The following is a 25,168-nucleotide window of genomic DNA, read 5'->3' as shown; positions in this document are numbered from 1 at the left end:
TTTCACGGGGTTTTCTATTTATTTTGCGGTTACTTCCAACGGAAATGGCCATGTCCAGCGCGGATCATTGGGAGGCAAAACGTATTTCTTTCCATTTACCGTTCTTTCCAAAGTGATATTGGCACCTTCGATATTTAACCGTCGCAGATCTGACCAACGAATTCCACGAAAAATCAATTCTTTTCTACGCTCATCTAAAATCACTTTCAAGGCTTCTGCCTGAGAAAGATTTTCAACAGGCACATATTTCCCTTTTTCCCAGCGCTTCTCCATTAAATGATTTAAATCATCAAGTCCAGGTGTGACCTTGCCATTCCTCACGCGGCATTCTGCCCGATTTAAAAACACCTCATCCACAGCAAGGCCAGAGAAATAATTACTTCGGGTCGAGAAGTAATTATAGGTTCCCCTAAATCGATATCCAGTCGGCCTTTTTTCAAAAAACAATTTCTTGCGCAAATCACTCTCGGCATAACTGTTATAAAGCTGATCGGGAATTAAAGCACTTAAAAATGTCGTTGGATAATATTGAAAAGGAGCAGCAAGCATACCAGTCCAGTAGATCACCTCCGATTTGATGATGCCCGATTGATTTTTGCCTGTCAATGGTTCAGTTAGTGCCATATTGATCAGGTTATAATCCAAGAGGAAATCTGTAATAGCCAAGCAGGAGTCAGCATATTTTTCTGCTTCCATATAGTCCTGCATGGTTAAATACACTCGAGACAATAAAGCATAGCCTGCCTGTTTGGACGGTCTTGTCGGGAAATCATTATTTTCCTTCAGGTATTGCACACTTTCCTTCAGATCGCCTACGATTCGGCTGTAAGTTTCCGATACAGTAGACTTCACCAAATCTTCATTGATATCCTCTGTCATCCGCAGGGGAATTGATTTTTCATCATTAGCGGCCCCTTTACGATAAGGCGGTGCAAAAACCTGCGCTAACTGATAAAATAAATGGGCGCGATGGAATAAAGCCTGAGCTTTAAGATAATTTAAATCAGCTTGCGAAGCATTTATCTTATCTAAATGATTGAGTACCGAATTTGCCACCAATATCGCGCGGTAAGGGTATCTCCAATCTAATACCTCCACTCCCGCATAAGGCTGTATACTCCAGGTATAATAGTTTTGCATTTGAGGGCGTAGGTTTGCATTGAAATCTGCATCCAGCAAGAAAAAATTATCTGCGCCTGACTCCCCCAGTTGTGGAGTCACCCCCTGGCCGTCGGTGCCGTTAATATAGTCATCTCTGTCCAACAGAGCTTGGAAATGCTTCAATGTGGTCGGGATGATCAATGAATCTTTAGGTTTTTCATTTAGAAACTCTTCCTTGCTGCATCCACTGAACAGTAGGCTTATTATCAACAGTTTTATAATTGATTTCATGTGTTAAAAATTAAAGTGAAAGGTTTAGACCAAACGCGACCTGTCTCGCTTCTCTTGGATTATTGTTATAGTAAGGATCAATGCCGCGGTGATTCGCTTTCCATAGCATTCCCAGATTGCTGAAATATAGAAAGGCTCTTACGTTTTTCAATTTTCCGAGTTTAGGAATGGAATAGCCAATATTGATGTCATCAAAACGGATGTGATCGCCACGTTGCACGAGTGCTTCTGAGTATTTATAAAAATTGTCCCGATTCACATTAGCCGGATACACAAGAGAAGGAATAGCTGTGTACATTTCATCCCCAGTTTCTTGCCACCTAGCCGCATAGTCGGCATGCCCGTACCAATCACCGGCAAACATATTGGTATAATTGACCGAATTTGTCCTGAAATAATAACCGAATTTGAAGCTGATACTAAAAGAAAGATCAAATTGTTTATAGGTCAATCTATTCCTTACCGCGCCGAAATGTGTCGGCTGGGCAGTGCCAAAGAAAACAAGATCTTCCAAGGGCGTCTGGTTATACAAAGCATTGTAGTCCTTCGAAAGATTTCCTGCCAATAAACCCTGTGGATCGCCATTGGCCGGGTCAAGTCCCTCCCATTTCAAAGCGAACACACTGTATAGCGGTCTGCCCTCCAGCGGATTTGCTAAGGTGATCGGTAGGTATTGCTGGCTTGTGCTCGCTACCGGCAATAAGTACTTTGTTATTTTGGAACTTGTATGACTATACATCCATACGGTTTCCCAGCTCAGTGCGCCTTTAATATTCTGCGTGTTGATCTGAATATCAATGCCGCGTCCCTTCATATCAGCCACATTCATGTAGACACTTGACACACCGTAGGTAGGATCTACTGGAGTACTGGCAAGTAGATCGACCGCTTTTTTAGTGTACCAATCGATCGTTCCCTTAATACGCTTATTCAAAAACTCAAAATCAATCCCCGCATTCCACTGCTTCACTCTTTCCCAGGAGAGCTTACTATTGGCAATATTATTTAGATAAGCTGTTGGGAAAGGATGCGTAGTACCGCTTGTATTTAATGTAATGGTCGATATCGCATTGGCATTGCGTGCAATATTTCCGCTGACACCATAGGTACCTCTAAGTTTAAAGCGGGAAAACAGTTTGTCCAATCCGATATCTTCCTTTGCCATATCCCAGGCCGCACCTAATGACCATAATGGTGTCCCCTTGTCATTTGTATTGAGGCCGAAGAGATTCGCTTCATCCTTTCGTAAACTGGCGTATACATCATACCGATTTTTGTAGCGATAAGATAAATTGCCAAAGTAAGACAAGAAGTTGTCTACAGCGCCATCCTTATAATCATTAAATGCGATTCGCCTCGTTGCCGTTGTTGTCCGCCGTGGAAAATAAGTCAACAGATCCACTTGATTAGCTATGGCGCCATTTTCGGCATTATAGCCTATATTTTGGTAGTTTTCATTTTGAGTCCCAATTGTACGGATCTCAAATCCGGCCATCGCATCCAGTCGATGTTCCTGCTTCCAGTTTTTTGAATAATTGAGCTGCCCTCTCCCTTGATGGCTGCGGGTGCTGCTATAATTTTGCCAGATAATGCCACCCAATGGAAATGGATATGTGACCAGACCTGTGGTACGATTGATCTGCGCAAGATCATTGATATTGTTTCGCGCATAATACGATTCCTCGGAAAATAGATCCCGACCATTGCCGGACTGATGCTGATATTGGTATTGGAGCGAAGCCTGCAATCCATCGAGAACTTTATAGTCCGCCGAGACAGCGAAAAGTAAATCCTGCTTGTCTGTGGAATGCGTCTCGCGATTTATTTCGTCTAAGGGACGATATGTCCAGTCCAACAAGCGGCCATTACCGACAGTGTCCAAAAATCCTTTTCTATAATTCAGATACACGGGCAACGCATTCCCATTGTCATCAGCCAAGCGTGCATACGGTGATAAGGTATACGTACCAGAGGGTGCTGTTCCCATCCCATCATTATTTCCATTCTTGTTGTTTGTACGGATATAACTGATTGTCGTTTCAAATCCGAGCCGATCCGTTACTTTGAAGCGATTGTTGGAACGCAGTGTAAATCGCTGATTGGATGTACCAACCAATTGACTACGCCCTTGATCCAAACCAGTCGAAATGTAATACTGCATCCTATCATTTGCACCACTGACATTCACAGCATTCTGACTATTTAGTGTGCCCTGATAAAAATATTTCCGAAGATCTTCTTTCACATCCTGACCAGCCAGTTGTGCTAACTGCGCATCAAGATCAGGCGCGTTGGCAATCATCAGTTCCACCGCATCTGGCACTACAGCAATTCTATTGCCTAAGGTTGTCGGATTTTTATAAGCATCATATCGGCCATTGTCAAAAAGAAACTTTTCCAAAGCGATGCGATCTGCCGAAGACATTATTTTGCGGTGATCAAGGTCGGGCTTTCCCTTATAGGACAAGTTACTATTCCAGGAGACTGTGGTCGCTCCTATTTTTCCTTTTTTGCTGGTCAGTACAATGACACCGTTACCAGCACGTGCACCCCAAATGGAGGCTGCAGCTGCATCTTTAAGAACAGATACGGAGGCAATATCATTGGGATTGATATTTTCCAGATCACCTTCATACGGAAAGTTGTCCAGTACGATCAAAGGTTTGGCTTCGGCATTGATGGTGCTACGGCCACGGATCAGAAAAGCATCCTGCGCTGCCGCATCCCCATGATTGACCAATAATCCCGGAGAGAGGTTCTCGATACGTTCGATTATGTTTGCACCGACATTCCGATTGATCAGCTCTGTTCCGATCACATCGACACTGCCCACTGCCCTTTCTTTTGAAATACGCTGGTACCCCGTGTTGATCAGCACCTCCTGCAGCATATTGTCTGCTTTAGCTAATCCAATTTCTATCGTGCTGGATAAATGCAAGTCAAATGCTATTGTTTTAGGCAGGTACCCTATCCGCGATAAGGTCAGGCTTCCTTTCGGAACGTTTATTTTAATTTCGAATTTGCCCTTATTATCGGTAGACGCTTTTATCGATGATCCACCGACAAGTGTAACGGTAGCACCATCTATAGGTGTGTTTGTGGAGGAGTCACGCACTATTCCTTTCAATTGACCAAGATTATTTTGACTATAGCCAAAATTGACTGATAATAAGGATATGATGAGGAGAACAAAGTATACTTTGATCCCACTATGTAATTGTAGTATAGGGTTCATTATAGGTTATCTTATGTTAGGCTTAATTTCAGCTATATTGTTATCCGCAAGGATGAGCATGTCTATTTTTCTTTTCTTTTTCGAAGCAATAAGACCATAAGGTCTTAGGGCAAGATTGAGCTTATCAAGATTAAATTGGAGGTCTTTATAGTAAGGCAACGACACTTTACCAGTAAATCCCGACTCATCTATAAAAAGAGGCTGGTCAACCTTCCATCGTACTGAAAAATTGAGCAGCTTAACAAAGTCTTGAAAGTCCTGTGGATGGCCAGAATTGGTGATGCTCTCTTTAATATTACTTCCTTTCAATTTGCCAATAATAATACAGTCTTTGACTACTAACTTACGCTCCATTTTGACATCAAATTGAAGCGATAGATCATTTAAAACTTTTCTTACCCAGAATGATCTGGTGGTATCCTTGCTGATCAATTGGTAGCAGAACATGGCCTCCATACCGGGAAGTTTATCTATCTCCAATAGCTTTTTATTGATGACGATAGTTTTGTTGTTGGGTTGTTGCAAGGTCCGCATAAACATGGAAATCGGATCAGCATTGGTGTAATTGACAAAGATTTTGTTTTGTGAAATCACCTGGGAGATAATACTGCCGAGCCCTGTTTGTCCACTACTGAATGTTGAAACGGCGAAGCTATTAACCTTAGCGGTATCGATAAAATCTGCAAGATAGCGACTGGTAGAGAAATCGAGGCGATCATTTTTAGTCGCAAGCTTAAACGAATCGTCTTTCAAAGCGCGCCGAATATTTTCACCTGTTGCATTAGATCCTTCAGTAATAGCGATGATTTTGCCATTTTTGATCCATACCTGATGCGGGATCATTTTATGGGGAAAATATTGTTTCAGGTATTCTGTTTTTGTACCCGAGAATAGTTTAATTCCCTGTTTTTTCAGGAAAGCATTTACACGATTGCGATCTTCATAACTTGTCGCAAAAACAGCTAAATCATCTTTAAAAATTGGCTGTAGGCTATCCAGCTTGTGAATAGACTTGATACAGGGACTGCACCATGTTGCCCAAAAATCAATGATGATCAATTTCTTGTCTCGAAACTGATTAAGTTTAAATGGATCACTTTTAGATGGAGCATTAACAATGTCTATTGGCAAATCCCAAACTGACTCTGGGATACTATCTCCCACTTTCAGCGGTTTGATTAATTGCCCATCGGCCCCGCTTTCCTTGCGGGGCGTCTGAGCTGATAAACTAAACATAGAAACTAATGTGAATAGGATTACTAAAACAGTAATCTTTAGTATTTTAATTTGCAGCAATGTGCTACTATTGGGTTGTAGTTTTAATCTTTTCATCATTTTAGAAATTGGGGTTGGATGGGGATACCCGTTGAAAGAAATCAGAGATTTCCTTAGTTAACTGTAACTCTTCTTTGCTCACTTTTAAAAATTCCGAAACACCAATTTTCGATAAATCTACATTGCTCACATGTGCTATTAGATAAGCAGCAAGAGCTCTCAATAGGTCTAAGGAGAATCCAGAGAGCGCCTCTGAATTTACTTTTGGTTGAAGTTCAATGATATTGTTTGTAATCAGACCAATTGAATATTGCTTCCAAAAAGCTTCGATGTCTTTTAACGGGTCATAATCAGCTCCATGAACGTCATAAAGCGTCCTTTCTAAAGCGAGAATGTAATTGCATTTGGGTTTCATTTTTTAAGTTTTTAGGGCATAACTTTAAGCAAAATGATCCCATTACGTTAAATTAACGCATATGATGGTCCCTTTGAAAAAAGTTACGCGTGGTAAATAAAATGGTGTCTCAAATGCGGTTATAAAACAATTACGCGGAGATTAATAGAAACGATACCGCACCAGTTTAAGAAGTTCAGACCTTTTGTAGACTGATTTATTCCTTTCCAAATATGAATTCGACAAGGAATAATTACCTAACAACTATTCTGGAGGACATTTTTTAAGATCCAAAGGATTCTTAAATGCTATTGTCCCTATATACAAATAGAAGAGAAACCTCCCTTGCTCAAAGGTTGAGCGTGAGAAACTACGCGACCCTATTATCAAATTAATAAGGGAGGTCCTCTCTACGAATTTTTTGTATTTTTTAAAGTTTATAATTCTCATTCATCTTTGGTCTTCAGTTTCTCACGCTGGCACCAATGAATGACTAAACAAAGATAAAAAATAGATTAAAACCAAACAAATTTGTTTGGCAAAATATTTCTTATTATCCTTTGATTAGCTTATATGGATGATAAGGAAATAAAATTCAGAAGATTATTAGGGGCACGTATTCAAGAAGTGAGACAAGAAAAAGAGCTAACGCAGCCTCAACTGGCTGCATTGATTGGCTTTAAAGATTATCAAGCAATAGGTAGAATTGAAAATGGCCGAGTCACACCATCAATCTATATTATTCACCAAATCTCGAAAGCTCTGGAAGTGAAGATTGACGATCTATGTAATTTTAAATAACCTTATAAAGAATTGATTCTGCGTTCGCATAGATCAGTAACAACGGCTTCCAACTCTTCAACTTTACTAATCAAATTTTTTAGATCGCTGGGTGCAATATAATAATCGTCCTTATAACGAGCATCGATATAAGCATCGTTTAAGATTTTAAACAATCTATTTTCTTCACTGTCCGTGGGTGGATATCTAAAGACATGATAAAGGTTATCCGATATGTGCTTGGCATATTTACGATAAGCTTTGATACGGTGAGTTTTGGGTTTATATCCGGTATAAACTAACAAGACCCCTCCATAAAATTTTTCAGCAGTCTGGTTTAAGATGAACATGACCTCATTTAATGGGTCTTCACGTTCAATCGTATCGGCGAATGCATTCCGCGTTATTTCCAAAAACCTCGAGCCACTTTTAACCCATTTATTAAAGTCTTCAACAGCAAGTTCTTTTAGCTGTTCATTAGTCAAAGGCTTACTTTCGACAAAAGAATATTCTCCGCTATCATAGAGCGTTATCCCTTCTTTGACAATATCGCTAAAAAAGTATTGTCCCCTTTCTAAACCGCTATTGATATAGGATATCGAATGTACAATCGCACTTACCTCATTTTTAAACTTCCCTGTACGGTTATCAATCTTACTCGCAACCTCAACTTCTTCACCTTTTTCATTATCAGATAGAACCACCAAAATATCATAATCACTAATATAGGTATAGGTTGTTCCTTTATCGATATACTCATCCTCTACCCACTTGCCAGTGGCGTGACTTCCAAACAAAATTACCTTAGCCGGATTAGTTATATCACAGATAATCTCTACGATTTCAGCTAATTCGTCTTGTTTATGCTGGGGTAAATGAGACAGTTGGTTCATAGGGTAAATTTACGAAAATTATGACAGAATTATCATTTGAAGAGTATAAGATACTCTAAATACTCAATTAATTCCTAATAGGTTCTTTAAGTTAAAAGAACGCATCCAATTGGTTGAAATTACTTGCAACTGAAATTTTAAAATATAATATTATATGTTATATTTATAATTAGACAGCTATTTATTAACTAATATTTTTGAATTGAAAAAGATCGACCTACATATTCATACTGTAGCTTCTATTAGCGACTCGCCCTTTGACTTTTGCCTTGATACATTAAAAGAATATGTTACCAAACTTGAATTAGATTGTATTGCTATTACAAACCATAACCTTTTTGACCTTAAGCAATTTGAATTAATAACCCAAGAATTAGGAATTAAGGTTCTTCCAGGGATAGAAATTGATCTCGAAAAAGGACATTTACTCCTTATTTCAGAAAACAAAGAATTGACAGATTTTGCAACTAAATGTAATCAGGTAAAAGGCTTGATAAATACAAAAGAAGACTATATTGATGTTGAAACACTAAATAAAATTTTTCCTGACCTCACAAAGTACCTTCTAATTCCACATTATGACAAAAGTCCAAATATAACCGCAGACACTTTGGCCAAGCTTTCTCCTCATATATTGGCTGGCGAAGTGACTAGTGCAAAAAAATTTACGACTTGCATAAAAGATAATGAAAAACTTACACCTGTCATATTTAGTGATATTAGAATCAAAAGTGGACTAAAAACATATCCAACCCGACAAACATTCATTGATTTAGAAGAAATAACTTTGGGAGGAATAAAATATTGCCTAAGTGACAAATCCAAAGTGAGTATGACAAAAAGTGATGGTAATAAGTTTTTTCAAGTTACAGATGATGGTCTCTATCTATCGACTGGTCTCAATGTTGTTCTGGGGGAACGTTCTTCTGGTAAAACACATACATTAGGCCGCATTATGGAATCACAGGAAGAAGTGAAATACATAAAGCAGTTTGCCTTATTACAAAATGACGAGGAAAAGTTTGAAAAATTACTCACAACGAGACATAGTACTGTCAATGAGAAATTTTTCAAAGAATTCAAAGACGTGGTAGATGAGGTCAAAAATATTGACCTTAGATCGAACAAATTAGATATTGAAAAATATATATCAAGTTTATTAAAATTTGCATCTGAAAGCGATAAATTCGACACTTACTCTAAAACGATACTCTTTAGTGAATCACTATTTACGGAGATTGAACTGAAATCGTTAGAAAACCTTATCAAAGCAACGGAAACTTTGATAGAAAATACCGAGTATAAAGATATTATCAGTAAGCATTTGATTATCGAGAATCTTAAAAACCTATTAAGAGATCTTATTATTAAACACATAGAGCTCCATAAAGATAATCTAAAAAAAAGGTGGCTGAATGATGTTATACAAAAAATAAAAAGTGAACTACGGCTTAAATCAACTTCTACCCCCCCTGATGATATTGACCTTTATCAAATTCTTATTGAAAATGAAAAAGTAAGAAGATTTAATTCTATCGTCGAGGAATTAAAAAAAGAAAGAGAAATAGATAGAAAGGAAATCAGAGGTTTTAAAGTCATAGCTAAAACAAAAACTTATAGTGGTGCGCAAGAAATGAAAAATAAGAGTGGTAAGATGCTTGTATTTAGTGATGCATTTTCAAGATATGATAACCCGTACAGCTTTTTAAATTCATTGAAAACAACTGGACTTCCTGAAACGGAGTATCATAAATTTTTTATTGACATTTGTTATCAAACATTGAATAAGCATAATGTCCCTGTCTCAGGAGGGGAAAGATCTGAATTCAATCTTTTACATGAGATAAATGATGCCCTTCAATATGACATGCTTCTCATCGACGAACCGGAATCTTCATTTGACAATTTATTCCTTAAAAATGAGGTTAATGAACTTCTAAAGTCAATATCCCAGCATATTCCAGTTGTAGTCGTCACACACAACAATACCGTTGGCGCATCAATACAACCCGATTATATACTTTACACAAAGAAAACTATAGTAGATCAAGAAATAAGTTACCAAGTATTCAGTGGACATCCGTCTCAAAAGACATTAAAAGATCAAAACGGAAAAGAGATAGAAAACTATGATATTTTGCTAAAGTGCCTAGAAGCTGGTAATGATGCTTATGAAGAAAGAAGAATAAAAACTTATGAAACACTTAAAAATTAATGATAACAAAGGATTCTTTCTAAGAAAAACTGTAGGAGAAGAGCCTGAATGGATATTAATAGATCAAATTGGAAAAGATGACTTAATTCAACTTCTAAATAGTGCTATAACTGAAGATTTTATCATGGATGAATACAATGAAGACATCTTACAGAACAAAGCACATCAGATAATATATAAAAATATCAACGAGAAATTTAAGGAACTGATAGCAAATAAGACAAGATTTAAAGACGAGAGTGAAAATCTTTATAGAGACGCTTTAGAAAAGTATAGTAGTTAGTAACCTACAAATTATCAACCAATAACTACTTAACTTTTTGGAGTTTATAAAATCTTATTTATATTTGTAAAAATTATTACCTTTTTTAGGTAATAAAAATTTTAAAGAATGAAGATCACTTATTCTAATAAAATTAAAAAGAAGTTCTCATCAGCTGTTGAGATCAAGAAAGCATTTGGTATAATGGCAAAAAAGGTGCAATCAAGATTAGATGATATTGAGGCATCACCCAACCTCAATGTTCTCATGCAAATACCCGCTGCCAACTGTCATGCCCTTTCCGGAAATCGGGATGGTGAATGGGCGTTAAATATTTCTCCTAATCACCGGTTGATTTTTGAAATAGACAACGATCCAATTCCGCTAACACCAACAGGTGAGATAGATAGAATAAGAGTGACTGACATTCGAATTATTGATACGGCAGACTATCATTAATTCTAATTGAAATATAGATATGAACAAGAACTTAGAATTAGAAAGAGAATTATTATCAAAACCTGGTGACACAATTTTAGAAACATTGGAATTTCTAAAAATGACGCAAGCGGAATTCGCAGAGCGAATTGGCAAGACACCAGGAAAGGTAAATGATTTAATTTCGGGCAAGGCACCCATTACGGTGAACACCGCGCTTCAGCTTGAAAAAGTACTAGGTATTGATACACAGTTCTGGTTAAATAGAGAAGCTAATTATCGCGAGAAATTGGCCCGAATAGAGCTGGAGGAATTTTTGGAACAATGTATTGATTGGCTCAAAGAGCAACCTCTAAAGGAATTACATGAATTTGGATACCTTTCCTCAAAAAAGGCTAGTGTTGAATTAACAGAAGAATGTTTGAGATTTTATGGTGTTGCCTCCCCTATTCAATGGCAACAAGTATATATAAATAATTATGTGGGCACAAACTTTAGAAAGAGCGATAAGCTGAATGCACACTTAAGTAATATGGCTGCTTGGCTGAGGATAGGAGAATTGAAATTACGAAAATTAGAATTACCAGAGTACAATAAAAATGCTTTTAAAGCTGTTTTGACAGACATTAAAGTCCTCGTAGAACAGCAGCCAGAAGATTTCGCACAACAATTAGAAATAAAATGTCAAGAGGCTGGCGTTGCAGTTATCTACTCCAAAAGTCTTTCAAAAGCACCTATCAGTGGTGCGACGAGGTGGATTGCTGGTACACCATTGATCCAAATAACTGATCGCTATAAAACCAATGATCATTTTTGGTTTACATTCTATCATGAGGCTGGTCATATTTTGCTACATGGTAAAAAGGATATATTTATTGAAGATTTTGATGAGGTAGAGAATGATAAGGATAAAGAACAAGAAGCTAATGATTTTGCTCGTGACTGGCTTCTCCCTGATTCTTTTCTAGAAGCCATTGAAGATACAATAACAGAAGGTACAATAAGAAAAGTGGCGAGAGCATATAATACTCATCCCGCCATTGTATTAGGACGTCTTCAAAATTTAAACCGGGTACCGTTTCATTTTGGAGGAAATTTGAAGGTAAAAATCAATTTAGATTATTTTATAAAACATTAAACTCATTAGCCATGGGTACACCTATTTATACGCCAGTATTTAGATATCGTCAAGAAGAGAAAAAAGTTTTGTCAAGCTTCGATTTTGGGGATAGTATATATCCATATATCGAAATATTCAAGAAACTTGAACGGAAGCATACTTCAAAGAAAAAAGCTGAACCTGAATTTCATCAAGTGTATCTTCCAATCTTAAAAGCCATTAAAAGTGAAAAAGTATTCGTAGATCTACCTATTCAGATAAAGCCTTCTAGAAGAATGAAAACAGAGGTTCTTCAATTCCTAACGAAGGTTGTCGGTAATAGAATGGAAAGAACCAACCATTTATTGGACTTGCATCCTTTGAGCAAAAAAGTAATACCTGTAATAAGTACTTACGCGCAAAGAACAGGAGAACCAAATTCTATTCTGTTACAAGAAGAAGATTTGAGAATAGTATTTGATAATCTAGCATTTAGAACTTCTTCACTAACATTTACGAATGACATGCAACAGATTGCTAAAGTAATAACCGAAAAAGACTATCTTTTCATTGATCTCGAAGAGTACTCTCTCGCAAGTGAAGACGACTTATATTCTATTGATTTTATGCTGGATTATATATCAAGTTTCAAAACATGTCCTGTCATTATTTTAAACAGTCCGATTCATCATAGTACAACCAACTCTGGATTAGATCACGGTATGAGAATTGATAAAGCGGACAATTTATTACAATCCACTTTTAGATCTTATGGAGCTATAGGCTTTGGAGATTATGTGGGTATCAAAAAGGACTTGTTGGAAGACGGTGGTGGAATCAGCCCTGGATTTATCTTTTATGATGCTGTCGAGAACTCATTCTATGGTTATAAAGGTAGAAATGGTAAGGAGGCTGATTTAGACGATTTAAGAAGTATAATAATCAGAGACGTCTTAAAGTCTGACCAAGTAACAAGGATGAACGCCTCCCCTATTCAATATATTGACAACTTAAATCCGGGCTGGAAATTGATTAAAGATATGTGGGCTGAAATAGAACCGCATAAAAGTCAAGCAAAATTTAAGCGTATAGCCATGCTACATTACTTGTATTGTATTGATAAAAAAATAAAAGCGAATATAATAACCTAATTATATATAAGAGCTGGCTCTACGTTGGTTTTAAAAAAAAACTGGAGATCTATCGGAAGAATATCAGCAGAATTCTTGACGATAAAATTCCAACGTATCTTATAACGTTCTTTTAGCGTCACTTTGAAGATTTTATTAATTTCAATATTGTCAAGATTGCTCAAAATATCATCAGTATCTATCGTACCGAAATTCTTCAACAACTCTTTTTTTGTCAGCAGATTCAACTGTTCTGATGGATCAGTACTTTTATTGAAAGTTGGCTTACGAACAATTTCGTATCCGTCTTGGTCTACCGTAATAATTCCAAAACTTTTTGGCACAATTTCCAGGCACTTGGTCAAGTGTCGCTCATGAATGACAATATTATTAAAGTCAAACGCGCTTACGTAATCGCTTGATTGTTTTGAAAGCTTGGTTAAATTATCGAGGCTTGATTTGATCTCAAAACTCGTTGTAGCATCATCTACTGTAAGGAAATCTACTCGGCTATTCTTAACTTTGATCTCATAAGCCGCTACGACATCCCTATTAGCAAAAGCTTTAAACAACTTGTACTTCAAAATAGGTTCTCCTTCATAACTATTCAACAAAAGATTGTTAATCTCTTTATGCAAATCGAGTTTACAAAATTTGTTCGTTTTCTTTTCTGGATAAACAAGATTCAAAAGATTTCGCAACTTCGGCACATAGTCCAATGTACTATAAGCTTTTGCTATTTCTTTAACAATCTTGGAATCTATATTCAATTCGCAAACTTGATTCATCTAGAAAACTTTTAAAAATTAGTTTGACCTATTAACAAAATTTAAGCCTTCATGTTTTAATCTGAAACACAAAAATAGTTTGATTTTTTCTGATGACGACTATGGGCCTAGCCGGACAAACATACATAAAAAGTTGGGAAAATTACAGCAAAAGGAGAGGAAAATCTTTCAATTCAATATCTATAACTCTATTGCTTTTTCGGCAAAATTTCGATAATTTAGAAAGAACTATTAGCCAAAATAAAAGGGTTTCTGATTAAAGACTATAAAAATATATTTTAAGCTATTCACATTAAATCATTTAAACAATTATGAATGATATTTGGCATTTCTTAAGAGAGTTTGAAAGTAAGGATATCGTTAAAAGATTTTATAAAAGAAAATTCAATTACGAGCTTAATACAGCCAAAGCCGTAGAAATAAACTGTGCCTTTACGCAAGGAAGAGAATATTTCAATTCGAGTGTAACTGCCGATCTTTCAGTTAAACCTCTTCTTCAATATTATGGTGTAGTGGCTCTTAGTCGTGGACTGGTATTAATCTTAAATAAAAGCGCGAGAGAGAACAATATTGTTCCCTCCCATGGACTAAAAATTAAAAATTGGAGTGATATTGAGAACTCTGGAAAAATTGAGAAGATTATATTAAAGATTTCAAATGGGACATTTTTTGAATTAATAAAAGCATCGGAAAATAGATCATTTTTTCGAGTAGGAAGTAGCGAAATAAATTGGAATGTCGGTTTCCCATTCCCTTCATTAGAATCTGAATTTTGTTTTGGAGAATTGGCATATTGCTTCCCTGATCTTAAAGATTCCGTAGAAGCTTGGATAAATGAGACTGTTGCTTGTCGGATGCTTAAAAATTCCCATGTAAATGGGAACGAATGGAAATTAGAGATTCATGGAGAAAATGACCCGCTTATATTGTCAAAAATATTCCCGCGAGAAAAATTTCACGACCTCGAAATTATTGAGACAAATAAAGATTGTACTGTGAAATTCGATAAGCATACATGGCCTAATTTCTGTCAAAAATGGTCAAGTACATTCATAGTTATTGGCGATCCATATGTTGTTCCCCCATTATCAGGTGATATCTACTTAAATGAATTAGCAAAAATGTATGCGACTTCTTTTATCCTCGGAACGATTTCCAGATACCATCCCTCAACTTGGAATAACATAAATAAAGGTATTAGCAACGATGCCGTTCTACCATTTCTTCTAAATTTCATGGATTTTTTACAAGAAAAATTCCCTCAGTCTACACTCGAATTTCTACAATCACTGAAAGACTATAAAGAAAATAATTAGTTTTTACTGATACTGAAATTATGTCCTCAAAATAATACATTATTGTACCGGAAAATTAAGAAAACAGCTTAACATAAGCCGGCCATGGAAGATATAAATAAATGCAAAGAACTCATTGGAAAAATATATGTGTTATATATCAAAAGTAAAATTGGGTTAGCCCAAGCCCATATAACAAGAAGTCCGAAACTCTATTTTGAGAAGTTCAATATTCAAAATGACCCTAAAATTAATATCGAAATATTAGATTATCTCGTCACGAGTGAGTCGCCAGTCTACGCAGAGCTATCAAGAAAAAGCTGGGTACTCTTTGTCCTCGAAATAACAAAAATATTATCCAGATCAAAGGGAGAAAAATTTGGAATTTGGAAGCTTTACAATAAACTTTCAAACAAAGAATTCAAAGAAAACATTTCGCTAGATTGCTTCATTGAAATTCTAAAGGTGATCGAAGATAATGATCAAGATTCAACACTTAATAAGTTAAAATTACTACGTGATAAATTTTACGCTCATACAGACAGCGAAATCAATATTATGACCCAAGATCTGTTTCCTACCTATAATGAAGTGTGGGAATTAATGGATGTCATAGAACGATTTTTAGTAGCAATCTACTCAGAATACGATGCTGGTATAGATTTACGAATTGATAGATTTCTCAATAAGTATGCAAGAGAATTTGAAAAGACGTACAAATATTTTCAAACTACAATGGATATCGCAGATACCTACCGTTTAGAAAGGCATTTCAGTAAACTTGAAATTGAAAGTTTTAGAAAAAAATAGTATCGGTATATAAAAATTGTATATTTTCCGAATTAATTAACAAGTCTAATTGTTACGGGATACCATAAAAAATGCCCCTTATCTAACTGTATTTTAGATAAAAACATTTTCTATATGGAAACAATTAAAGCAATAAAACCGGGGCCTAAGCCAAAGAAACAAGATGGCACACCCGACAGAAGACAACGGGTAACACCCGACACTAAACCCAAACATCCGGATCTGAAACCACATAAGCACAAACCGGGGGATTCGAAGTAAAAGAATAAGGGCTTCAGCTATACTTTATAGCTGAAGCCCTTATTTGTACGTCGCAATTTTAATAAATTTCCAAACCGTACAATAGTGCAGATTCCTTTGACTATGGCATTAGAGGTTCTATTCCAAAGTAAAATCTATGATGCCATTATCTAATCATTAAGAATTGTCTCTACTTTAGCACCAATTATTTTTAGCATCCTTTCAAATCCCACATCTGTCGGATGAGTACCGTCCACGGTTCCTTCCGAATCATCGCCTATTAAATGATCGGTTGGCAAGTAGTACAAGTCTTTATATCCGGCTTGCAGCAGTTTTTCATATTGTAACCTAAAATTCTTATTCTGCTCATTCAATCTTGATTTCCACTTCAAATTGTAATTGCTTATCTGCCGTGTAATACTTTCTATTAACAATATAGGTACACCCGGATGAGATTTACGAAGCCGCGCTACAAAATTAAAGGTTCTTTCTTTCACCTCCTCGGGGCTACTATTTGGTACACAATCCAAAATGAACAAATCAACAGTACCGATATCACCGAGCATATCTGCGACAGCCGGCTCCATACGGGCATTTCCGCTCACTCCCATGTTAATCACATTAGCATTTAATCTGCGTCCTAATTGAGCCGGATAAGCTAAGCCTGGACGGCTTGCTGAGGCTCCATGGACAATACTTGACCCATAAACCACCACCGTTTTATTAAAAGATTGTCTAGTGGCTAAAAAGGAAGCTTTCTCATCAATAATCACCTCGAAATCCAATAATTCTTTGTACAAAGGAAAATAAAGAAGAAATTCTTTCTCGGTGTTAGCCATATCTTCGACCACTATAGCATTACTTTCTGCTTTCTTGAGATCGGGACGGGCCACCCCGGCAAAGCGCCAGCCGTTAGCTTCCTTCACATATGCATCAAATCCCCGTGACATAATTGGGGTCGAATTATTACCCAATTCCGCATCGACTGTTTTCCATCTCAAGGATAGTTTACCGGTATTGCTCTTAAAAGTGACATACATTCCAGTAGCGTGTGTATACAATTTTTTTACGGCAGCAGGAAGTCTTTTATACTTTAATGTGTCTACACGGTGATATCTAGGGGTATTTTCAAAAGGCCTACCTTGAATCTCAAATTTAGATGCAGGAATAACTTGTTGCGCGTAGCTAGAAAATGAACTACAAATAAGGATGATAAAGAGAAGCGTACTGATCTTTTTTTTCATTGCACTTTAAATTAATGATGAACAAAAATCGTAATAAAATTCGCCCCCTATGGGGACGAATTTTATTATTTACTGAGCTTAAGCTCTATAAATGTTGGGTAATGATCAGAAATATAATGTGTATATTCATTTTTGACAATACCGCTTTTGGTAACCCGTGAGGCTGCTACTGAATTGGCCCAAATAAAATCAATACGTTTAGGATGACCGGTATTCTTTTGTTTGATATTCCCATTACCATCCTTAAAAGTCGGAACAGAACTTTCAAACTCCTTATGTAACAAACGATAGGTATCTTTAAATCCTGCTTCATGCAGTTTCCCCAATACAGAATAATCGATTGCTCCATTGTGCAAGTTACGGATGTGATCATGTTTTTGCTCACTTTGCTTCATAGCGTCCAAAACTTCCTTTCCATATTTGTCCTTATCCGATATATCCAGAGAATTAAAGTCCCCCATAATGAGTATAGGTTCGTTACTCGGGATCTCATTGGCTTGCGCCAAGATATCGGTCACTTCCTTCAATCGCTTCTCATAACTGAATGGCGAAAAATGAATGACAAAAAAGTGTATGCCTTTTATTTTTGCATAGATGTAACTATGCCACATATTTTCAGTGACCTTCTTAAAATTGACCAAAGGATACTTGGAGGTAATGGCCACAGGAAATCCATCTTCCTTAGATTGTAAAACATAGTCGTGACCGATACGCTGTCCCAATTGTTCCAGCGTCTTTTGGGTATATCCATTCATTTCTTCCAGGGCAATCACATCCGGCTTCCAGTCCTCTGCAAAGTTTACAAACCGATCTATATTGACCGAATCTTTCTTTAATCCATAAAGGACATTATACGAGACAATCTTTAATGTTTCCTGCGCATTTGCAATACACGCATTCGCAGCCACAATGATGGCAATAACAAATAAGTTTTTATAATTTTTCATTTTCTTTTTCTTTAAGTACCTGATTTATCCCAACCTTTATTCTGTTCGAGCTTGGTATTTAACTGAAGCTCTTGTGTCGGAATTGGATAGTAGTAATCTTTTTCCTCTGTCCATTTTTTTAGAATGTCCGGCAAATTGACAATACGGCCACCATTTTTTCCATTTTGCAAAACCAGTTCACCCAGTTTCTGATATTGGACACCAGGTTTTTTGGTAGGCGCAGTGCCTTCGTAAATCACCAGGTCCAATTTTCCATCTTGATCCAAATCGTATTCGCCTGCTCCAGGAAAATACATTCCATAAAATGGTTTGGCAACTTTTGCTCCTTCTTTCCAGCGTAACAGGTCATTATAGCGTAGCCCTTCTTTTACAAGCTCGATACGGCGCTCTCGGCGAATTTCCAAGATTGCCCCTGTTTGGCCACTCTTACTAACATTGGGATAAGCAGCCAAAAGATAGGGATCAGCTTTGGAATTGGCATCGGCCAACACCAAATTGGGCATATTGACACGATCCCGAAGTAATTTAATGGATCTGTCAATATCATTCTGATTGATTGTACCCAATTCGGCCTTTGCTTCGGCATAGTTAAGTAATACTTCTGCATAACGGATAATGGGCATATCATTGGTGCTTTGCCCAGCATCAAAGCCCGGTGCAAGAATATACTTAATATATTGATAACCTGTTACTGATGTTGCGAAATCAGGAACTGATGTTGTATTCGCACCAATACGCTTGTAGCCAGGTGTGCGAACTGTCTGGGATAGCCGCGGATCGCGATTCTGCGTTTCTTCGTAAAACGATAGTTTATCAAAGTTAGGCTTGTCGGTAAATCGGCTTCCATCTTTCATCAAGTAATTATTCACAAGCTCTTTAACCATACCCGGACGGCCGTACGAAGCGGACAAAATATAGAAATTCGCAGAATGGACAAAAGGAACAGATGCGCTATACTGCCGCGCCAAGATCATTTCTGCAGGATTGGCATCTTCTGCAATAAACAGCTCCTGATAGGCTTTATTTGGGTCACTTTTGTAGATACTGTAGGTATTGGACTTCATCAACTCGTCGGCGGCAGACGCACTTTGCTGAAGTATGTCTTCCCAATCGCCCAAACCATGGTATTTGCGAAATGTACCCTCAAATAAACACATGCGGGATTTAAAAGCCAAAGCGGTCCATTTGCTGATCAATTGAGCGCTTTTGGCTGTACTGCAATTGGCGATAGCAAAATCAAGATCTTCAAGTAATTTAGCAAAAACAACTTTACGTGAATCTCTAGGTTTGAACATCGCAGGATCATCCAGCTGATTTACTTTGTCATACCATGGTACGTCACCAAAGCGAACGATCTTGTCGTAATAAAAATATGCACGAAAAAATCGAGCAATACCATCATACTGCAACCGTGCTGCCTCATCTGCACATTTGTGCGAATTTTCAAGATAGAAATTTATACGGCGAAGGGATGTCCATGTCCACCCTCCTCCACTTGCTGGAGTAGTACGGGTGCCCTGAAACTCAGAAGCGAGCGTATTACGTGCTTCGTCATCGCCCTGACCCGGTGTATTGTAATGTATGGCCAGCGCATCAGGAAGATCTGCATAAAAAGCATTGGTAAAGGTCTGCAACTCGGAAGCGGTCCGAAAATAGTTTTCAGGGGCCAGCTCTGCTATGGGATATCGTTCCAGATAGTCGTTGTTGCATGAGCCAACCACAAGTCCAACAATAAGTGTAAAAATATTAAGATTTCTTTTCATGATGTTTTCATTTTAAATAATCGTCATGTATAAATTAAAACGATAACTGAGCTCCAAAAGAATAGACGCGGCCTACAGGATAACTCCGCCCCGTATTATCGCTCATTACTTGTTCGGGATCGATGTAATCGGTCTTCAACTTCGTCCAGGTATGTAGGTTTTCTCCACTGAAGAACACACGTAGCTTATTGATCTTTGCCTTTTGAGTAAGTGTGACTGGAAATGTATAACCTACAGTCAGATTACGCAGCTTTAGGTAGGCTATATCTTGCATATACATATCGTTGGCGACAGAAAGTTCAGAGTTTTGTGCTGTATAGCCGCGTAAAAAAGGGAAATAAGCATCAGGATTTTCTGGCGACCATATCTTATCCTGAAAATTAGACGGAATAAATGAATCGTATGGTCTGGCATAAACGGACCAAAAAGCTTGTGCTTCAAGATTAGGATACCAGTTTTGCTTCCCTACTCCCTGAAAAAAGACGGAAAGATCAATGCCATTCCAATTCGCTCCTAGGTTTAACCCATAGGAATAACGCGGTTGATCATTTCCGATAATGGTACGATCACCAGGATTGGAAAGCGTATTATCGCCAGCATCAATGATACCGTCGCCATTGAGATCCAAGATTTTGATATCACCTGCCTGAAGCATACGCAAGTCTGCTGTGGGAGCCTGAACACGACGCCTATTGATCTGATCTTGATTGACGATTTTCGCATACTCCTGTGCTTCTTCGGTTGTCTTGAAAAATCCGTCGTAATGATACCCCCATATTTCGCCCAATTTTTGTCCTGTATAATAATTGCTCAATAGCCCAGCATCGTTGGCAAACTTGGTAATTTCAGCCTGATAATCTGACAGCATTGCCCTAACGGAATAATTAAAAGGTTTTCCGCTTACATCAAAATGGTCCTTCCATAAAAGGGAAAGCTCAAAACCTTTGGTCTTCAGGTCGGCTGCATTCTCCTTGGGTTCCGATGCACCAAATACAGCCGGCTGGGTTTTGCCTTTACTCAGCATACCCTTTGTCTGCCGGACATAAAAATCAGATTGAAAATCGAGCTTGTTATTAAGTAAACTAAAATCAAGGCCAATGTTGCTGGTGGTAATTTTTTCCCAAGTCAATGTGGGCGCTACCGGCGCGGGACTATTGGCAACATTTAACTTTTGACCATTGACTAAATAGGAGATCTGACCTGTACCCATGGATGAAATATAAGCATAGGTATCCACCTCCTGGTTACCAAGTGAGCCGTACGAATACCTAATCTTCAGGTTATTGATCTTGTTTTTCAGTGGAGCGAAGAACTTCTCCTCGCTGATGCGCCAGCCTGTAGAAAAGGATGGAAAGAATCCAAAACGACTGTGCTTTGGAAAACGTGAGGTACCATCGTATCGACCACTTACCTCTAGCAAGTATTTGCCTTTGTAATCGTAATTGGCACGATAGAACCCTCCACGTACTGCCCATTCATCGCCACCTGCCTCAAACTGCTTCTCCCCGATCACCAAATCAAGATCATTTAAATTCTCAGACAATAGATCCTGACCAATTCCTCCAATACGCTTATAAAAACGGTCTTCTTGATTAAAACCGCCCATCACAGTAAGGTGGTGATCGCCAAAATCTTTTTGGTAAGTAGCAAAAACATTGATAAAATGCCAAGCATATTTACCCATATTTTCCCGAAGCTTATCCTGATTTAAAGCTCCGAGTGAAGACAATTCGAGCTGTCCCGGATATTTCGAATAGTACTGTTTGGTCTGTCGGTAGGAATAGTCAGAACGATATTCACGATAGGAATAGTTTCCAGTTAGGGATAGGCCTTTTCCCAATTTCAAAACCGCTTCTGTCATATTGGTAAATTCTGTACCCCGCGTATAGCCACGCATTGTGCCGCTTTCGAGCGCATTGTGCAGGCCGTACCCAATAGGATAACTATTAATACCCGAATACCCCGTAAGTGTGCCATCCGGATTTCGCGGCACGTACATCGCATGATAATGGTAGGTCGGACTATTGCTCACGTTGTTGGCAACGGTACTGAAATTATTTTCCAGTCCGGCCCAATCATAGCTGGATTTGAAAAAATGTGTGCTATTGCTGATGGTCAGCCAGCTTCGGATATCTGACGCGATATTTGCACGTAGATTATAACGTCCAAATTTATCGGGATCAATATTGAATATCCCTTGTTCAATCGCCTTGGAACCAGATATCGCATAACGTGTATTGCCAGAAGATCCAGAAAAAGAAAGATTATGCTCGTTTTTTGGTCTTGTTTTTTTGTACAAATAATTGAACCAATCGAAGTTGGCATAGTAACGATATATGTCATTGCCACTAGCATCTTTCTTAACCACAACCCAGGGTCTATCCGGATTTTCAGTCTTATCGTTAACACGTGCAAGTAATTCTTCATAATCTTCATCGGTATAACGCGTGGTCCGATACCCTAATGCGTTGTACATAGCGTCATCGTTGATCTTCGCATTCCAATAACCACTCGTGATGAAATCAGTATTTGTGGCATGGGTAGTGAAACCAATATTATTATTATATTCAATGGAGGTCTTTCCATTTTTACCCCCTTTTTTTGTTGTGACCAAAACAACACCGAAGGCACCACGCGCTCCATAAACAGCCGCTGCAGAAGCATCTTTAAGCACCGTTACGGACTCTACATCATTGGGATTAATACGATCCAAGGTACCTAGAATACCATCAATCAAAATCAATGGACCACCGCCGTTAATGGATGTATTTCCCCTCACATTGACTGAACCACTTGTACCGGGTTTTCCTGATCCAAAGACAATGTTGAGATTGGGAATATTGCCCTGAAGTGCTTGGGTAAGCTGTGTGACAGGACGATCTTCAAACTCCTTACCCGATATTTGGCTCACCGCCCCGGTTAGGTTAACTTTTTTCTGTTCACCGTAACCGACTACAACGACCTCATCCATTGCAGTAATAGCCATATCTAGGCTAACTTGAATCTCATTTTGTCCATCTACATTTACCTCCTTGGACTGATAGCCTAACATTGAACATACAAGCTGATCATTATTTGTTTTAAGGCGGATCTCAAACCTACCATTGTCGTCGGTAGTTGTTCTATTATCCGTTCCTTTCTCCGTTATAATAACATTGCTAATTGGATTGCCCTTTGAATCTACCACTTTTCCCCCTACGCGACGCTGTTGAAGGACAAGCGTATTATTGAGACCTGGAACATATCGATTCCACGGGATTCCCGCTGCTGTAGAAGCTGGCTTGCTTAATACGACATTATTGTCCATAATCTTATAGACGATCTGATAGTTTTCAAGCACATCCTTCAATGCATATTCGAAAGGTACATTTTTGTAATCGACATCGATACGCTTGGCATTGCTTAGCAGAGTAGCTTTATACAGAATATTGTAACCGCTCTGTTCTTCTAAAACCTTTAATATGGTTTCGAGTTTAGCATTTTTCTTTTGGAAATTGACTCCTTGCCCAAATGTAATTGCACTCAACTGGAGGTTAGAGGCCAGCAACAAGGGAATCGCTAATGACATTTTCATAGCAAATTCTTTTTTGGCAGAGATCCTACTTTTAGGCAAAGGATCTCCATACCGTTTTTTTTTGTACTTTTGCATACGGTTGTAATGGTTTTTAAGTCTATTAAATCTTTTTCAGCCTGGTCTTTTCGAAGACAAATTCAGGGGCGGTCGTAACGCTCCTGAACTCTTCTTTATGGGTTATCTTTTCACATAAATTTTCCTCCCTTTCAATTCAAAATGAATATCTCCGACTAGTTCGATCGTACGGAGTAGTTTGTCGATATTATCATATCTTGACACTGTGCCCGAGAAAGCAAAGCTTTCGGGATGATAATCAAAGTGGACTTCCACGTCATACCATCTACTAATAATTTCCATGACTTCGTCAATAGGTGTATTGTAAAAAGCAAATTTTCCTTCTTTCCAGGCAATGAAATAGCGCGGGTCAACAGCCGTCTTTAGAAACTTTTTGCTTGTAAATTGAAACACAGCTTGTTCAGCAGGACTTAAGTAGAGGTTGTCCTGTGGGCTATCTTGAACATTTAATTTCACCTTGCCTTCCACCAAAGTTGTCACGATCGATTTGCCATAACTTTGAAGGTTAAATGCTGTCCCTAAAACTTCCAATTTCTGATTACCTGCATGAACAATAAAGGGCACTCGTCTTCCTTGATAGACCTGTTTAGCAACCTCAAAATAAGCTTCACCCTGCAATTGTACTTTTCTTTCATCACCATTAAAACTAATTGGATAACGTAGTGTAGTAGCGGCATTCAGCCAAATCTTTGTGCCATCTGCCAATAGTAGCTTATATTCCCCACCACGCGGCGTAACGATTGTATTATACGCTGTCTGCTGATTGCTAGTCCCTGAGCTTTTCAGACGATAGGATATAATACCTTTGTCGGATTTGATAATTTCAAACGCACCATTATCTATGATCGTATCCAATTTCAATTTTTCGAGATCTATACGCTCGCCACTTTCTAAAATTATTTCGGCTTTTTGGGATCCGGGAACTACCGCAGGTAGATTGTTGACCATTGCCCGGTCATCCGGTCTATTTTCTTGTATAAAGAAGAAGATCGAAGCAGATATACCAACTAGCAACAATATAGCTGCGATACTAATATACTGTAGAATGTGAATTGATGATTTCTTTATAATTGGACTGGAAACAACTTGGTCTTTTATTCTTTCATCTTCAATGATTGTCTTAAAAAGATTATCGTGCGCAATTTGATTGTCTGGAGACTGCTCTATCTCTCCCTCGTCCATAAGCTGTTGCCACGCATTCAAAAAATCCGGATCATTGAGATAATTGGCAAAATTTTGCTTTGCACGCTCGTCTAATGTTTTTGCCAAAAATTGGCTGATAATAATCTTATATGCTTCTACTTTGGACATCCTTATCT

The 25,168-nt window shown here is 37.9% G+C and carries 20 protein-coding genes; 9 read left to right on the top strand and 11 right to left on the bottom strand.

Going from position 1 to position 25,168, the window contains the following annotated elements:
* Window positions 1–18: 18 nt before the first annotated feature.
* The 4 genes from A9970_RS22835 to A9970_RS22820 all read right to left on the bottom strand — a co-directional run bounded on the left by A9970_RS22835 (window position 19) and on the right by A9970_RS22820 (window position 6,317).
* Window positions 19–1,392 (bottom strand): RagB/SusD family nutrient uptake outer membrane protein, encoded by a 1,374-nt coding sequence (locus tag A9970_RS22835; RefSeq protein ID WP_182983858.1) that lies wholly within the window; start codon window positions 1,390–1,392, stop codon window positions 19–21.
* Between the two features lie 10 nt (window positions 1,393–1,402).
* Window positions 1,403–4,627: a SusC/RagA family TonB-linked outer membrane protein gene (locus tag A9970_RS22830; protein WP_182983857.1), complete on the bottom strand. Its 3,225-nt coding sequence runs from the start codon at window positions 4,625–4,627 to the stop codon at window positions 1,403–1,405.
* A 6-nt stretch (window positions 4,628–4,633) separates the two neighbouring features.
* Entirely contained in the window at window positions 4,634–5,863 is a 1,230-nt protein-coding gene (locus tag A9970_RS22825; RefSeq protein WP_182983856.1) for a TlpA disulfide reductase family protein, read from the bottom strand.
* 100 nt (window positions 5,864–5,963) lie between these two features.
* Complete coding sequence (locus A9970_RS22820; RefSeq protein WP_182983855.1) at window positions 5,964–6,317, bottom strand: hypothetical protein; 354 nt, start codon at window positions 6,315–6,317, stop codon at window positions 5,964–5,966.
* Window positions 6,318–6,869: 552 nt separating this feature from the next.
* Between A9970_RS22820 and A9970_RS22815 the strand changes: the two genes are divergently transcribed.
* The gene (locus tag A9970_RS22815; RefSeq protein WP_182983854.1) at window positions 6,870–7,097 is read left to right on the top strand and encodes a helix-turn-helix domain-containing protein; all 228 of its coding nucleotides are present in this window, start codon (window positions 6,870–6,872) and stop codon (window positions 7,095–7,097) included.
* A gap of 2 nt (window positions 7,098–7,099) precedes the next feature.
* Here the strand turns inward: A9970_RS22815 and A9970_RS22810 are convergent, their stop codons facing one another.
* Complete coding sequence (locus A9970_RS22810; RefSeq protein ID WP_182983853.1) at window positions 7,100–7,969, bottom strand: HEPN domain-containing protein; 870 nt, start codon at window positions 7,967–7,969, stop codon at window positions 7,100–7,102.
* Between the two features lie 202 nt (window positions 7,970–8,171).
* Between A9970_RS22810 and A9970_RS22805 the strand changes: the two genes are divergently transcribed.
* From A9970_RS22805 to A9970_RS22785, 5 genes are all read left to right on the top strand, one after another.
* Window positions 8,172–10,184, top strand: a complete 2,013-nt coding sequence (locus tag A9970_RS22805) for a PHP domain-containing protein (protein ID WP_182983852.1) — start codon at window positions 8,172–8,174, stop codon at window positions 10,182–10,184.
* Window positions 10,165–10,467 (top strand): hypothetical protein, encoded by a 303-nt coding sequence (locus A9970_RS22800; RefSeq protein WP_182983851.1) that lies wholly within the window; start codon window positions 10,165–10,167, stop codon window positions 10,465–10,467. Before A9970_RS22805 ends, A9970_RS22800 begins: the two co-directional genes overlap by 20 nt.
* Before the next feature lie 108 nt (window positions 10,468–10,575).
* Complete coding sequence (locus tag A9970_RS22795) at window positions 10,576–10,905, top strand: type II toxin-antitoxin system RelE/ParE family toxin (protein ID WP_182983850.1); 330 nt, start codon at window positions 10,576–10,578, stop codon at window positions 10,903–10,905.
* 19 nt (window positions 10,906–10,924) lie between these two features.
* Window positions 10,925–12,022 (top strand): ImmA/IrrE family metallo-endopeptidase, encoded by a 1,098-nt coding sequence (locus A9970_RS22790; RefSeq protein ID WP_182983849.1) that lies wholly within the window; start codon window positions 10,925–10,927, stop codon window positions 12,020–12,022.
* A gap of 11 nt (window positions 12,023–12,033) precedes the next feature.
* Window positions 12,034–13,134, top strand: a complete 1,101-nt coding sequence (locus A9970_RS22785; RefSeq protein WP_182983848.1) for a beta family protein — start codon at window positions 12,034–12,036, stop codon at window positions 13,132–13,134.
* Here A9970_RS22785 and A9970_RS22780 read toward each other — a convergent pair.
* Complete coding sequence (locus tag A9970_RS22780) at window positions 13,131–13,901, bottom strand: sce7726 family protein (RefSeq protein ID WP_182983847.1); 771 nt, start codon at window positions 13,899–13,901, stop codon at window positions 13,131–13,133. The genes A9970_RS22785 and A9970_RS22780 overlap by 4 nt on opposite strands.
* Before the next feature lie 311 nt (window positions 13,902–14,212).
* On the opposite strand from A9970_RS22780, the gene A9970_RS22775 reads away from it, so the two are divergent.
* From A9970_RS22775 to A9970_RS22765, 3 genes are all read left to right on the top strand, one after another.
* Window positions 14,213–15,217 (top strand): YaaC family protein, encoded by a 1,005-nt coding sequence (locus A9970_RS22775; RefSeq protein WP_182983846.1) that lies wholly within the window; start codon window positions 14,213–14,215, stop codon window positions 15,215–15,217.
* Window positions 15,218–15,301: 84 nt separating this feature from the next.
* Entirely contained in the window at window positions 15,302–16,006 is a 705-nt protein-coding gene (locus A9970_RS22770) for a hypothetical protein (RefSeq protein ID WP_182983845.1), read from the top strand.
* Window positions 16,007–16,120: 114 nt separating this feature from the next.
* Window positions 16,121–16,267 carry a hypothetical protein gene (locus A9970_RS22765; RefSeq protein WP_182983844.1) on the top strand — a complete coding sequence of 49 codons (147 nt, stop codon included), beginning with the start codon at window positions 16,121–16,123 and terminating at the stop codon, window positions 16,265–16,267.
* 149 nt (window positions 16,268–16,416) lie between these two features.
* Here the strand turns inward: A9970_RS22765 and A9970_RS22760 are convergent, their stop codons facing one another.
* The 5 genes from A9970_RS22760 to A9970_RS22740 all read right to left on the bottom strand — a co-directional run bounded on the left by A9970_RS22760 (window position 16,417) and on the right by A9970_RS22740 (window position 25,160).
* The gene (locus tag A9970_RS22760; protein ID WP_182983843.1) at window positions 16,417–17,490 is read right to left on the bottom strand and encodes an SGNH/GDSL hydrolase family protein; all 1,074 of its coding nucleotides are present in this window, start codon (window positions 17,488–17,490) and stop codon (window positions 16,417–16,419) included.
* A 65-nt stretch (window positions 17,491–17,555) separates the two neighbouring features.
* Entirely contained in the window at window positions 17,556–18,437 is an 882-nt protein-coding gene (locus A9970_RS22755) for an endonuclease/exonuclease/phosphatase family protein (RefSeq protein WP_159728084.1), read from the bottom strand.
* A gap of 11 nt (window positions 18,438–18,448) precedes the next feature.
* Complete coding sequence (locus A9970_RS22750; RefSeq protein WP_182983842.1) at window positions 18,449–20,200, bottom strand: RagB/SusD family nutrient uptake outer membrane protein; 1,752 nt, start codon at window positions 20,198–20,200, stop codon at window positions 18,449–18,451.
* 34 nt (window positions 20,201–20,234) lie between these two features.
* Window positions 20,235–23,774, bottom strand: a complete 3,540-nt coding sequence (locus A9970_RS22745; protein ID WP_182983841.1) for a TonB-dependent receptor — start codon at window positions 23,772–23,774, stop codon at window positions 20,235–20,237.
* A gap of 177 nt (window positions 23,775–23,951) precedes the next feature.
* On the bottom strand, window positions 23,952–25,160 hold the full coding sequence (locus tag A9970_RS22740) for a FecR family protein (RefSeq protein WP_182983840.1): 1,209 nt from the start codon (window positions 25,158–25,160) through the stop codon (window positions 23,952–23,954).
* Window positions 25,161–25,168: the final 8 nt, after the last annotated feature.

This window comes from Sphingobacterium sp. UME9, from assembly GCF_014170215.1.
GTDB lineage: Bacteria > Bacteroidota > Bacteroidia > Sphingobacteriales > Sphingobacteriaceae > Sphingobacterium > Sphingobacterium paramultivorum.
The sequence above is the reverse complement of the archived record's forward strand: the minus strand, read 5'-3'. Positions and strand labels throughout refer to the sequence as shown.

Coding starts and splice junctions, on each gene's coding strand:
- A9970_RS22810 (WP_182983853.1), bottom strand. CDS start 7,969: ATGAACCAACTGTCTCATTTACCCCAGCATAAACAAGACGAATTAGCT.
- A9970_RS22835 (WP_182983858.1), bottom strand. CDS start 1,392: ATGAAATCAATTATAAAACTGTTGATAATAAGCCTACTGTTCAGTGGA.
- A9970_RS22760 (WP_182983843.1), bottom strand. CDS start 17,490: ATGAAAAAAAAGATCAGTACGCTTCTCTTTATCATCCTTATTTGTAGT.
- A9970_RS22825 (WP_182983856.1), bottom strand. CDS start 5,863: ATGTTTAGTTTATCAGCTCAGACGCCCCGCAAGGAAAGCGGGGCCGAT.
- A9970_RS22820 (WP_182983855.1), bottom strand. CDS start 6,317: ATGAAACCCAAATGCAATTACATTCTCGCTTTAGAAAGGACGCTTTAT.
- A9970_RS22780 (WP_182983847.1), bottom strand. CDS start 13,901: ATGAATCAAGTTTGCGAATTGAATATAGATTCCAAGATTGTTAAAGAA.
- A9970_RS22745 (WP_182983841.1), bottom strand. CDS start 23,774: ATGAAAATGTCATTAGCGATTCCCTTGTTGCTGGCCTCTAACCTCCAG.
- A9970_RS22830 (WP_182983857.1), bottom strand. CDS start 4,627: ATGAACCCTATACTACAATTACATAGTGGGATCAAAGTATACTTTGTT.
- A9970_RS22800 (WP_182983851.1), top strand. CDS start 10,165: ATGAAACACTTAAAAATTAATGATAACAAAGGATTCTTTCTAAGAAAA.
- A9970_RS22790 (WP_182983849.1), top strand. CDS start 10,925: ATGAACAAGAACTTAGAATTAGAAAGAGAATTATTATCAAAACCTGGT.
- A9970_RS22755 (WP_159728084.1), bottom strand. CDS start 18,437: ATGAAAAATTATAAAAACTTATTTGTTATTGCCATCATTGTGGCTGCG.
- A9970_RS22740 (WP_182983840.1), bottom strand. CDS start 25,160: ATGTCCAAAGTAGAAGCATATAAGATTATTATCAGCCAATTTTTGGCA.
- A9970_RS22775 (WP_182983846.1), top strand. CDS start 14,213: ATGAATGATATTTGGCATTTCTTAAGAGAGTTTGAAAGTAAGGATATC.
- A9970_RS22795 (WP_182983850.1), top strand. CDS start 10,576: ATGAAGATCACTTATTCTAATAAAATTAAAAAGAAGTTCTCATCAGCT.
- A9970_RS22750 (WP_182983842.1), bottom strand. CDS start 20,200: ATGAAAAGAAATCTTAATATTTTTACACTTATTGTTGGACTTGTGGTT.
- A9970_RS22765 (WP_182983844.1), top strand. CDS start 16,121: ATGGAAACAATTAAAGCAATAAAACCGGGGCCTAAGCCAAAGAAACAA.
- A9970_RS22815 (WP_182983854.1), top strand. CDS start 6,870: ATGGATGATAAGGAAATAAAATTCAGAAGATTATTAGGGGCACGTATT.
- A9970_RS22785 (WP_182983848.1), top strand. CDS start 12,034: ATGGGTACACCTATTTATACGCCAGTATTTAGATATCGTCAAGAAGAG.
- A9970_RS22770 (WP_182983845.1), top strand. CDS start 15,302: ATGGAAGATATAAATAAATGCAAAGAACTCATTGGAAAAATATATGTG.